Source organism: Prochlorococcus marinus CUG1435, from assembly GCA_017644375.1.
Taxonomy (GTDB): domain Bacteria; phylum Cyanobacteriota; class Cyanobacteriia; order PCC-6307; family Cyanobiaceae; genus Prochlorococcus_A; species Prochlorococcus_A marinus_AH.
The window spans coordinates 45,662-57,424 of sequence record JAEPLP010000002.1; the positions used below are offsets into that span (position 1 = coordinate 45,662).

Annotated in this window: 10 protein-coding genes; 5 read left to right on the forward strand and 5 right to left on the reverse strand. The window is 33.1% G+C overall.

The window, feature by feature from the left end:
• Nucleotides 1–109: 109 nt before the first annotated feature.
• From JJ844_09175 to JJ844_09190, 4 genes are all read left to right on the forward strand, one after another.
• On the forward strand, nucleotides 110–1,222 hold the full coding sequence (locus tag JJ844_09175; protein MBO6975848.1) for a ferredoxin-NADP reductase: 1,113 nt from the start codon (nucleotides 110–112) through the stop codon (nucleotides 1,220–1,222).
• Nucleotides 1,223–1,332: 110 nt separating this feature from the next.
• A complete protein-coding gene (locus JJ844_09180; GenBank protein ID MBO6975849.1) occupies nucleotides 1,333–2,856 on the forward strand; it encodes a glucose-6-phosphate dehydrogenase in 1,524 nt (507 codons plus the stop codon).
• Nucleotides 2,857–2,858: 2 nt separating this feature from the next.
• A complete protein-coding gene (locus JJ844_09185) occupies nucleotides 2,859–4,160 on the forward strand; it encodes a glucose-6-phosphate dehydrogenase assembly protein OpcA (GenBank protein ID MBO6975850.1) in 1,302 nt (433 codons plus the stop codon).
• Nucleotides 4,161–4,163: 3 nt separating this feature from the next.
• Nucleotides 4,164–5,555 (forward strand): cobyrinate a,c-diamide synthase, encoded by a 1,392-nt coding sequence (locus JJ844_09190; protein MBO6975851.1) that lies wholly within the window; start codon nucleotides 4,164–4,166, stop codon nucleotides 5,553–5,555.
• On the opposite strand, the gene JJ844_09195 is transcribed toward JJ844_09190, so the two are convergent.
• Genes JJ844_09195 through folD form a run of 3 tightly spaced genes read right to left on the reverse strand, consistent with a single transcriptional unit; the run spans nucleotide 5,552 to nucleotide 7,880 of the window.
• On the reverse strand, nucleotides 5,552–6,031 hold the full coding sequence (locus tag JJ844_09195) for a divergent PAP2 family protein (protein ID MBO6975852.1): 480 nt from the start codon (nucleotides 6,029–6,031) through the stop codon (nucleotides 5,552–5,554). The genes JJ844_09190 and JJ844_09195 overlap by 4 nt on opposite strands.
• Nucleotides 6,032–6,043: 12 nt before the next feature.
• Nucleotides 6,044–6,946, reverse strand: coding sequence for a polyprenyl synthetase family protein (locus tag JJ844_09200; protein ID MBO6975853.1), 903 nt, complete (start codon nucleotides 6,944–6,946; stop codon nucleotides 6,044–6,046).
• 37 nt (nucleotides 6,947–6,983) lie between these two features.
• Nucleotides 6,984–7,880, reverse strand: coding sequence for a bifunctional methylenetetrahydrofolate dehydrogenase/methenyltetrahydrofolate cyclohydrolase FolD (gene folD / locus JJ844_09205; protein ID MBO6975854.1), 897 nt, complete (start codon nucleotides 7,878–7,880; stop codon nucleotides 6,984–6,986).
• 74 nt (nucleotides 7,881–7,954) lie between these two features.
• On the opposite strand from folD, the gene JJ844_09210 reads away from it, so the two are divergent.
• Nucleotides 7,955–9,427: an HDIG domain-containing protein gene (locus tag JJ844_09210; GenBank protein MBO6975855.1), complete on the forward strand. Its 1,473-nt coding sequence runs from the start codon at nucleotides 7,955–7,957 to the stop codon at nucleotides 9,425–9,427.
• Nucleotides 9,428–9,435: 8 nt separating this feature from the next.
• Here JJ844_09210 and JJ844_09215 read toward each other — a convergent pair whose 3' ends face one another.
• The gene (locus JJ844_09215) at nucleotides 9,436–9,828 is read right to left on the reverse strand and encodes a hypothetical protein (GenBank protein ID MBO6975856.1); all 393 of its coding nucleotides are present in this window, start codon (nucleotides 9,826–9,828) and stop codon (nucleotides 9,436–9,438) included.
• 81 nt (nucleotides 9,829–9,909) lie between these two features.
• Entirely contained in the window at nucleotides 9,910–11,550 is a 1,641-nt protein-coding gene (locus tag JJ844_09220) for a 2-isopropylmalate synthase (GenBank protein MBO6975857.1), read from the reverse strand.
• Between the last annotated feature and the right edge of the window lie 213 nt (nucleotides 11,551–11,763).

The following is an 11,763-nucleotide window of genomic DNA, read 5'->3' on the forward strand; positions in this document are numbered from 1 at the left end:
ATAAAAATAATTTTGTTTATTTATTCCGATCTCAAAACGTAACCATTTTTGTGAAATCACTACAAATTAAACTACAAATTGATAATCTTTTATAAAAGAAATCTTAAAAATGTATTCACAAGCAAAAGTAATCGCAGGCGGATTAGCTCATATACCAGTAGTAATAGCTGTTTTTTATTTTATACTCACAAATTTTAATAAAAGAGCTTTAAAATTTGTCGAAGAAGCAAAAACAAAGAAACCTGAGCCAAAAGCAGTGGAACCCAAAAAAGTAGCTAATTTAAAAACAGAAGCACCTAAAACAGAAACTCCTAAAATTTTGAAGAAAAAACATGCAGACGTTCCAGTAAATATTTATAGGCCTAAAACACCTTATGAAGGTACAGTAATTGAAAATTATAGTCTTCTTAAAGAAGGAGCTATCGGGAGAGTAAATCATATTACTTTCGATCTTAAAGATAGTGATCCATTTTTAAATTACGTTGAAGGTCAAAGTATTGGTATCATGCCTGCTGGTGAAGATGCTAATGGAAAACCTCATAAGTTAAGACTTTACTCAATTGCTAGTACCAGACATGGCGATGACTTTAATGGAAATACAGTTTCTCTTTGTGTAAGACAGCTTCAGTATGAAAAAGATGGTGAAACCATTAATGGTGTCTGTTCTACATACTTATGCGATATTAAGCCCGGAGATAAAGTAAAAATAACTGGGCCTGTAGGTAAAGAAATGCTTCTCCCTGAAGAAGAGGACGCAAACATTGTTATGTTGGCCACAGGAACTGGAATAGCACCAATGAGGGCTTATTTAAGAAGAATGTTCGAACCAACTGAAAAAGAAAAAAATAAATGGAATTTCAAGGGCAAAGCTTGGTTATTTATGGGTGCTCCAAAATCAGCTAATTTGTTATACGAAGAAGATCTTCAAAGATACCTTACTGATAATCCAGATAACTTTAAATATACAAAAGCTATTAGTCGTGAGCAGCAAAATACAAAAGGCGGAAGAATGTACATTCAAGACAGAGTACTAGAGTCAGCCAACGAACTTTTCAATATGATTGAAGATGAAAAGACACATATATATCTTTGTGGATTAAAAGGTATGGAGCCTGGAATAGATGAAGCAATGACTAAGGCCGCAGAAGAAAAAGGTTTGAATTGGTCAGAATTAAGACCCCAACTAAAAAAAGCAGGAAGATGGCACGTAGAAACTTACTAAATCTTTAATATTTAGATTTAAGTTGCATGTATTAAATACTTTTTGGTTTAGACACAATATGTAGCTAATATTAGAAAAAAAGAGGATTTTAAAAAAAGAATACGAAAAATATGCCTTCAACTTTAAGTAATCCTCTAAGATTAGGTTTACGGCAGGAAAGAGTCATATCTCCACAATGCTTAGTAATATTTGGCGCTAGTGGAGATCTTACTCATAGAAAATTAATACCAGCCTTATTTGAACTCTATTTACAAAGAAGAATTCCTAGTGAATTTGCAATAGTTGGTTGTGCTAGAAGACCTTGGACTGATTATGAGTTTAGGGAAAAGATGAAAGTAAAGCTATCCAATCAAATATCTGGTAAAGAAAGGGAGTGGGAACAATTTTCTAATTATCTTTTCTACGAACCTGTTGACTTACAACAAAGTGATCATGTCGTAAGGCTTTCTAAAAGATTAAATGAAATTGATAAAAAACAAGCTACTCATAGTAATAGAACATTTTATTTGTCAGTATCTCCGAATTTCTATGCAAGTGGATGTAAAGCTCTTAAAGAAGCTGGCCTTTTAGATGACCCTAAGAAAAGTCGTTTAGTGATTGAAAAACCTTTTGGAAGAGATTATTCAAGTGCAAAAAAATTGAATAAGATCGTTCAAAGTTGTGCTGAAGAAAGTCAGATTTATAGGATTGATCATTATTTAGGTAAAGAGACAGTTCAAAATATTCTTGTTTTGAGGTTTGCTAACACTATTTTTGAACCAATCTGGAACAGAAATTATATTTCAAGTGTTCAAATTACTTCATCTGAAACAGTGGGTGTTGAAGATAGAGCAGGTTATTACGAAAGCTCAGGTGCTTTAAGGGATATGCTTCAAAATCATATGACCCAAATGCTTGCTGTTACTGCTATGGAACCTCCTGGGAAGTTTGAGCCAGAAGCAATAAGAAATGAAAAAGCTAAGGTTCTTCAAGCTTCAAAACTTGCTGACGAAAATGAACCGTGGAATTGTTGCATTAGAGGTCAATATGGAGAGGGAGGGAATATTTCAAATCGACTCAAAGGATATATGCAGGAAGATGGTGTTAATTCCAATAGCACAACAGAAACTTATATCGCGACGAAAGTTTTCGTTGATAACTGGCGTTGGCAAGGTGTTCCATTTTATTTGAGAACAGGGAAAAGACTACCTAAAAGACTTGGAGAAATAGTCTTGACTTTTAAAGACGTTCCTGTTCATTTATTTGAATCAACAATAATAAATCCTGCCCCAAATCAACTTATCCTTAGAATTCAGCCAAATGAGGGGGCGACTTTCAAGTTTGAGGTAAAATCTCCTGGCTCTGGAATGAAATCAAGACCTGTTGAAATGGAATTTTCTTATGATGAATCATTTGGAGAACCATCAGATGAAGGCTATGTAAGATTATTAGCGGATGCAATGCTTTCTGACCCAACCTTATTTACTCGAAGCGATGAAGTAGAGGCAGCCTGGAAACTTTATACGCCATTAATAGAATTGATGGATAATTCTCCTTGGAAGTTGCCTATTTATAATTATGAATCTATGACGTGGGGACCTCCGGAGTCTGATCAATTACTCTCAAAAGATAATATTTTCTGGCGTAGACCTTAAAAATGAAACCTCAACTTACACTCCAAACCCCGCTAGAGCTGCCTTATCAGGAGATTTCCAATTACCTTAATAAATTGTGGGTTTCGGAAGATAAAGATAATACTGGAGCTAATACTTTTACACTAATGGTCTGGCAGCCTGCTTGGCTAGAACAATGTTTGGTTCAAAAAGGATTAGTAAATGGACCAATTACTGGAAATTTAAGTCCTGAGATAATTGAAGTTGCTAAAAATTTCATATTAGATCAGGGACTCCCAATCACTACATCCCTTAATAGTGAAGAATTATTGAATTTATTGAAGGAAAATTTATCTAATAAAGACTTTGAAGACTTTAGAGGACAATTTTTTGAATCATCAATAAGTACATTGAATCCAAGAAGATTAATAACTCTAGCGCCAACGTTAAATAAAAATTCAGACATCAAAACTTTTGTATCTGCTTACTGTCCATTAAGTGATAAGCCAGCTATGCAACCTATCTGTGGGGATTTAGTCGTTATTAGGGGAGACTCAGCCTCAATATCCAATAAAGGATTAAAAATAATTGATGAATTATCTATTGATGAATTACCTTCATGGTTGTGGTGGAATGGAAGCTTGGATGAATCACCAGAAATCTTCGAATATTTTACTAATTATGGTCTAAGGTTAATAATTGATACTGCTCTTGGATCGCCATACAGATGTTTAAAAGTTTTAGATCAATTAAATAATTCAGACAAAGCAATTAATGATTTGAATTGGGTTAGGTTGAAAAATTGGAGGGAATCATTGGCAATGATTTTTGATCCGCCTTCGAGGAGACCAATCTTAGATCATATTACTGATGTTGATATTGATATCGCAGGGGATCATATGATTCAAGCTTTGTTTTTGATCTCATGGATTAGCGATAAACTTGATTGGTCTTTTCTAAGAGTTGAAAGGGATACAGAATCAACAAAAATAGAGTTTGAAAGAATTAATGGCGAAATAATTTCTGCGTCAATTAATCCCTTATCTTTGGGGAATCCAAGTATTCATTCAGGACAAGTTATTGGATTGAGGTTGATTTCAAGAGTTAGTGAGGTTCAAAAAAATAACACTTGTGTAATACTTGGCTGTGAATCAGTGGAATGTATGAGACTCGAAGCAGGGGGAATGGCTAATATGGAATTAATAGAGCAAGTTGTTCCAAATTCTTTTTCTTCATCAGAGCATGACGTTAGTAAATTATTGGGTAGTAGTAGAGGTAATACAAGCCCTCTTTTTGAAAATTCTATTAAAATAGCACTTCAAATATTTAATGGTTTTAAAAACTAATAAATGCCTTGTGTAATATCTTCTCCTTCAACTGATAGTGGGAAAACTACTTTATCCCTTTTGATATCTTGTTGGGCGTTCTCAAAAGGTATGAAGGTACAAACTTTCAAGGTTGGCCCAGATTATCTTGATCAACAACAACTTAGCTCCATTGGCCAACCTATTTGTAGGAATTTAGATATTTTTTTAAATGGTGAGGAATGGGTTCAAGAAAGTTTTTTTAAACATTCTTTGAAATATGAATTCTCATTAATTGAAGGGGCAATGGGTCTATTTGATGGGTTAGGAGCAACAACCTATTCAAGCACAGCAAACATATCTAAACTTCTTAATGCTCCAGTAATTTTTATTGTTAATGCTAGAGGTCAAGTAGCTTCTCTTTTAGCAACTGTTCGAGGGTTTAAAGATTTTGATAGTGAATTGTCAATATCAGGGATTATATTTAATAACGTTAATTCAGATAGACATAAAAAATTAATTGAAGAAGTTTTTAAAAATGAAGATATCGAAATTCTTGGTTTTTTACCGTCTGATCCAAAAATAACTTTAAACAAATCTAATTTAGGTTTGATTTCTCCATTGGATAATGGGAAACAAATTGATGTTGAATATTTTGCAAATTACGCCGAAAGAAATCTTGATTTATTTTCTCTTATTAAATTCCTGAAATCTCCTCAAAAGAAAATTTTTAATTCTGCCAGTTTTGAAGATTTTAAAATTGAAAAAAGTAAACCTATTGCAATTGCAGAAGATAAAATCTTTCATTTTCAATACCCTGAAACTAAAGAGTTTTTGAGTGACTTAGGTATCCCATTGATTTCATGGAGTATTTATGATGATGAAGAAATACCTTACGAGGCTTCTTCTTTAATTATTCCTGGGGGATTCCCTGAAAAATATGCTGAGCATATAAGTAATTCTAAAAAAAGCTTAAATTCGTTAAGGAAATTCCGCGAAAATGGATTTATATATGCTGAGTGCGGAGGGATGATGATTTTAGGAGACTTTATAAAAGATGAAAGTGGTAATAATCATAAAATGAGTAGTATCCTTCCTTTTAGATCAAAAAAAAGTAAGCTTACAGTAGGTTATAGATACATTGAAGGTCTAAAAGACACTCCGATCATTAGACAAAATCAATTAATTAGAGGACATGAATTTCATTATTGGGAAATTGAAAATAATTTATCTGAACTTGATTTAAGAAAAGCTGAGCATCAGAAGAAACTTTCTTCCCCATGGAAAATTAAATCTTGGGAAACTGAATATAAAAATGAAGGTTTTTTTGATCAAAGATTGCATGCAAGTTGGATTCACTTACATCTGCCAAGTTCTCCAAAAGTCGCAAAAAACTTTATAGATGCAACCCAAATTAGTTTTAAAAAGGGTTCTTAATTTATTATCAAATCAAATATTTTTAGAGGTGAACCTAAAAAAAACATGCCAGGTAAAGTAATTAATGGTCCTAAAAAACTTCCTACTATGACTTCAATTTTTGTATGGCCCAAGGTTTCTTTTAAAAGTAATTCAGACTTAGGGTCTAGTTTTTTTGATAGTTTATTAATTTCTGCAGCTTGAATCCCAGCTGATTTTCGAACACCACTAGCGTCATACATAACTATTAGTGCTACAGCAACTGATAATGCAAATATTGAACTATCAAATCCTAATTCATAACCTATACCAGATGTAGCACCAGTTATTAATGCGGAATGACTTGAAGGCATACCACCAGTCTCAAACATAATCCCAAATCTTATCTCTCCATTTGATAAAAAATTGAATATGATTTTAAAAAATTGAGCAAGTAAACAGGATAATAAACTCCAGAAAAGAACTGAATTGTTAAAAAAGTCAAAAAACTCAGACATAAATTAAACTATTTATCTGTCTCTATTTGTAATAAAGTCGGCTAGAGATAACAGATATTTTGCATCTGGACCCCAAGGTTCTATTGCTTTTTTTGCTTTTTTAACCAAATCAAATGCTCTTTTCTTTGACTCCTCCATCCCAAGTAATTTAGGGTAAGTAGTTTTGTCAGCTAAAAGATCTTTGCCGGCAGTTTTACCAAGCTTTTCGCTGCTGGATGTTAAATCGAGAATATCATCAATTATTTGGAAGGCTAAACCAATTCCCTCTGCATATGTTGTTAGAGCTTGTAATAGTTTTTCGTTGGCTCCTGCGATCATTGCGCCTGTTCTTACGCAAGCCTTTAATAAAGCCCCTGTCTTATGAAGATGAATATATTCGAGAGTTTCAAGGTCGACTTCTTTGCCTTCGCACTCTAAATCAACAACTTGTCCTCCAACTAGGCCTGGGGCACCTGCAACTAGGGATAATTCGCCAATTACATTTAATAATCTAGTTGGATCGACTCCAGGGCTTCTTAAAGAAACCATTTCAAAGGCCCTGGTCAATAAAGCATCTCCTGCAAGAATAGCTATCGCATCTCCATATACTTTATGATTTGTAGGCCTACCTCTCCTCAAGTCATCATTATCCATGGCAGGCAGATCATCATGAATCAAGGACATTGTATGGATCATTTCTATCGCTACTGCAGTAGGAACAGCAAGAGAGGGTTCTCCTCCAGCCAGTGAGCAAGATGCTAAACATAAAATTGGACGTATTCTTTTCCCTCCAGCTAAAAGGGAATATCTCATTGACTCTCTCAATATTTCTGGATTCTCAGGACCTAAGGAAAAATCAAGTGCTTCTTCTACAACCTTTTTTGTGTTTTTAAGATATTTTTCAAAATCAGAAATATTATTTATAACTTCAGTCATTTTATTCCTTTAGTAAAAATTTTTTTCATCTTGGAGCTTATAGCAAAAGGTCATTAAGAGTTGATGATAAACCAAATTGTTTTTGCCAGCTAAAAATAGTATTTACAAGTAACATTGTTACTGTCATTGGTCCAACACCTCCTGGTACAGGTGTGTAAGCAAGTACTTTAGAAATGACATCTTCTAATAATACATCGCCACATAATCTGGTTTGATTTTTATCGGAACTTTTTAATCTATGTATTCCTACATCAATAATTACTGCTCCTTCTTTCACAAAACTCGAGTTTACAAGATTGGGTTTTCCAGCAGCAGCAATTAGTATATCGGCTTCTCTACAGACTTTATTCAAATTTAATGTTTTTGAATGAGTCATTGTCACTGTGCCATTTAGATTCAACAACATAAGCGAAAGAGGTTTCCCAACAAGCAAACTTCTTCCAATAACAACAATTTTCTTACCTTCAATTGAAATATTTTGGGATCTTAATAAATGAATAATTCCTGCGGGTGTACATGATCTCATCGCAGGCTCATTTTTCACTAATTTGCCGATGTTTATCTCATTTAATCCATCTACATCTTTGCTTGGATTAATAATACTGATCAGTTTTTGCTCATCAAACTTCTTTGGGATGGGAAGTTGCAGTAACATTCCATCAATTTCATTATCAGAATTAAGTTTGATAATTAATTGCTCAATTTCTTTTTGCTCCACACTATCTTTTAGATGAAAGATAAAGCTCTTTATTCCTATCCTTGAACATGCTTTCTCCTTATTATTAACGTAAACGCCACTTGCAGGGTCTTCTCCTATTCTTATTACAGCTAAACAGGGAGGCCTTTTTGCAATTTTTTTATTACTAGAGATATAATTATTTAATCTTTCTTCAATTTCAAGAGATAATTTTTTACCATCTAATTTTAATGACATTTAGAAAAACATCTCCTTTTTACATCTAGCATGCCTATAATTTTAAATTATTCAAATAGATTTATTTATATTCTGTGCAAAACATCACAACTACTTTAAAAAAATTGTTTTATCTTTGGTCTAGAAGTCAAGTTCCATTAAAACGACCAATAAAGATTTCAAGAATAGATAATCTCATAATTTTTTTATTATGCATTCTAATTTCAATAATTTCTTCTTATAAACTACTTCTTATATCGCCTTTAAATATCACAGATATTTTTTCTTGGCTTTTGAACTTTACTGAAATACTTGTTAGTTCTGGAATTCTGATATTAGTTTCAAAAAAAGAGAATCCCACAATTTCTTCGAGACAAATAATCTTGATCATCACTCTTCTTTTAGCAGTACAAGTTACGAAATTAGCCTTAACTTCAACTATAAGTCCATTATCTATGATAATCCCGCCAGCACTAATAATATCTCAAGGCATGGGAAGCATAACTGCTTTGGCTTGGGTATCAATAGCAAGCCTTAGTTGGCCAGAACCGGCAGTTGCTACAAATAACAATTTATTTTTTATTTTATTAGTTTGCGCTTCAGTAGTATCTCTACTTGGAGGAAGAATAAGAAGTAGGGCTCAGTTATTACAGCTATCAATTTTTGTCCCCATAGGATCATTTTTGAGTCAATGGATATTGATAGGTAAAGATAAAATATCTCTTATTAATAATCAAGATTTTGTTTTAGCTATCGGGGATATATTTTCTGATTCCTTGCTATTGGCAGTAGTAATGCTTTTTACTATTTTAGTTATTCCTATTTTTGAATCAATATTTGGATTATTAACTAAAGCAAGATTACTAGAATTGGCTGATAAGGAGAAACCTCTAATTAGAAGATTGTCTCTTGAAGCTCCTGGCACTTTTGAACATACTTTACTTATATGTGGTTTAGCAGAGGAAGCAACAAGAATGATTGGTGGTGATATTGATCTTATTAAAACTGGAGCTTTATATCATGATGTTGGTAAATTACATGCACCTAATTGGTTCATCGAAAATCAGGATGGTTCTGTAAATCCCCATGACGAAATAGATGATCCTATTAAAAGTGCAGAGGTATTACAGGCACATGTTGATGAAGGATTAAAGTATGCAAGAAAAAATAGACTGCCTAAACCAATAGCAAATTTTATCCCAGAACATCAAGGAACTCTAAAAATGGGCTATTTTTTTCATAAGGCTAAAGAAAAAAATATCAAGATTAATGAAAATGATTTTAGATACAATGGCCCAGTTCCTCAGTCAAAAGAAACAGCTATTTTAATGCTCGCTGATGGATGTGAAGCAGCGCTAAGAGCTATGAATATTAATGCATCTGATAAAGAAGCTTTGGACACTATATCTAAAATTATTCACTCACGTCAAAAAGATGGCCAATTAGATAATAGTAATTTATCGAAGGGAGAAATTTTTTTAGTAAAAAGGGCATTCCTTAATGTATGGAAAAGAATTAGACATAGAAGAATTCAGTATCCAACAACCAAAAATAATACTTTTTCTTGATTTTCTATTTATAGCCTAATACTTCTTCGATGTTTTGGGTTACACCAATATATGAGAGCTAAAGTACTTAATAAGGTCATTAAGAGAGTAAACCCTCCTATTCCAAAAATATCTTTTTGAGTTATGAGTCTCACCACTGAATAAGGACCCATGCCAGATATTACCATTGATAGAGATACTAGAGTTAAAGTTACTCCCCATTTTCTCTCTGCTAAAAGAGCTGCTGAAGAAACTATTCCAACGATCGCAGCAGGCCAACCAAGGCTTATGGCAAGAGTTATATTCGCAACTTTTAATGGAGGTCCATAACTAATTATTAATGCGATTATTGGAAGTGCAACTATATTACTTATTAAACCAACCCACGAAAGTGACCAATATCCTAGTAACCTTTCTCTCATTATTTGCCGGTTAAACTTTTAAGATAATCTACAGTATTAAGAGACTATTTTTAATGCTACTTAATAATCCTAAGAAATAATTTAATTTGCAGGATTAGATATAAATGTTTTTTCAGAATTTTCTAAATTATCAAATTGCGGGTGAATTGAATTTTTTTTCTCAGAAAATACAAGTCTATTTAAAGCATTAACATAAGCATTCCCAGCCGCAACTACAACATCGGTGTCTGCAGAATGACCTGAATATATCTTGTTATCCCTCCTGATTCTTATTGTTACTTCGCCCAAAGCATCAATACCTTCGGTTACCGACTTTACAGAAAATTCAATTAATTCATTAGGCACTTTAGCTAATTTATTTAAAGCCTCGCATACAGCATCAACAGGTCCTGTCCCTATTGATACAGCAGTATCTTCAGTATTATCTTCCGTGTTTAGAAGTGTAATTGTAGCTGTAGGTTTAGATGCGTTTCCGCAACTTACTTGTATAAGAGTTATTTGGAATTTAGCTTCTGGAAGCTGTACTTGTTCACTAACGATAGCTTCTAAATCTCTATCAGTAATTTCTCTTTTCCTATCAGCTAAATCCTTAAAACGAGCAAAAGCATCATTTAAGTCTTCTCTGCTCAAGTCATATCCCATCTCTTCTAATCTCGCTCTTACAGCACTTCTTCCACTAAGTTTTCCCAAAGATATTCTGTTGTCATTCAAACCAACAGTTTTTGCATCAATAATTTCGTAAGTTAGTCTATTTTTTAAGACTCCGTCTTGATGAATGCCAGATTCATGGGCAAAAGCGTTAGCTCCCACAATTGCTTTATTGGGTTGAACAGTCATTCCAGTAAGGTTGGAAACCAGCCGTGAAGTTTTTGTTATCTCTTCTGTTCTTATGGCTGTAAGAGGAGTCGGTGAATTTGGATCTCTTTTGAAAAAACTGTTAAAAAAACTTTTCCTTACATGTAGAGCCATAACTAATTCTTCTAGAGAGGCATTTCCGGCTCTTTCCCCGATCCCATTTATCGTACATTCTAATTGTCTTGCTCCATTTTTTACTGCCTCTAAAAAATTTGCAACTGCTAAACCTAAATCATTATGACCATGAACAGATATTACTGCCTCATCAATATTTGGTACATTTTTATTTATATCGGAGATTAATTTACCAAATTCACTAGGGGTTGTAAATCCAACAGTATCAGGGATATTTATTGTTGACGCGCCTGCAGAAATTGCTAATTGAATCACTTCGTATAAAAAATCTGGATCACTCCTTGAGGCATCTTCACATGAAAACTCAATATCATCTACCAATGTTTTTGCATAATTAACCATCTCTGGAACTATGTGAAGAACATCTTTTCTGGATTTTTTTAGTTTATGTTTAAGGTGAATATCGCTTGTGGCAATAAAAGTATGAATTCTTTTCTTGGGAGCTGGACTTACTGCTTCGTAACATGCTTTTATATCACCTTTGGATGCTCTAGCTAAACCGCATATTATGGGACCATTTTCCTTCCCTACAGCATTGGCAATTTTATTAACAGCTTTAAAATCTCCGGGACTTGCGAAAGGGAATCCAGCTTCAATAACATCTACTCCTAATCTTGCTAATTGATGCGCGATAGCAAGCTTTTCTTCAAGATTTAAACTCGCACCAGGAGATTGCTCTCCATCTCGAAGAGTTGTATCAAAGATCAAAATTCTTCCTGGATCTTTAGACATTAAAAGAAACTATTTAGTTTTATATTAAGCCAATTCAAAAAAATTGACTAGATTTTATTTTATAAAATTGAGCTATGAGTTTATTGCTTAATAATATTGGTTAAAATTTTTGAAAAAAAATAAAATATTTCATTTATTAAAGTATTGTTTTAAGATAAAAAACTTCCTTTCTTAAAAGATTAATTTTGATTTTTGCAAAATTTCAGACATAAA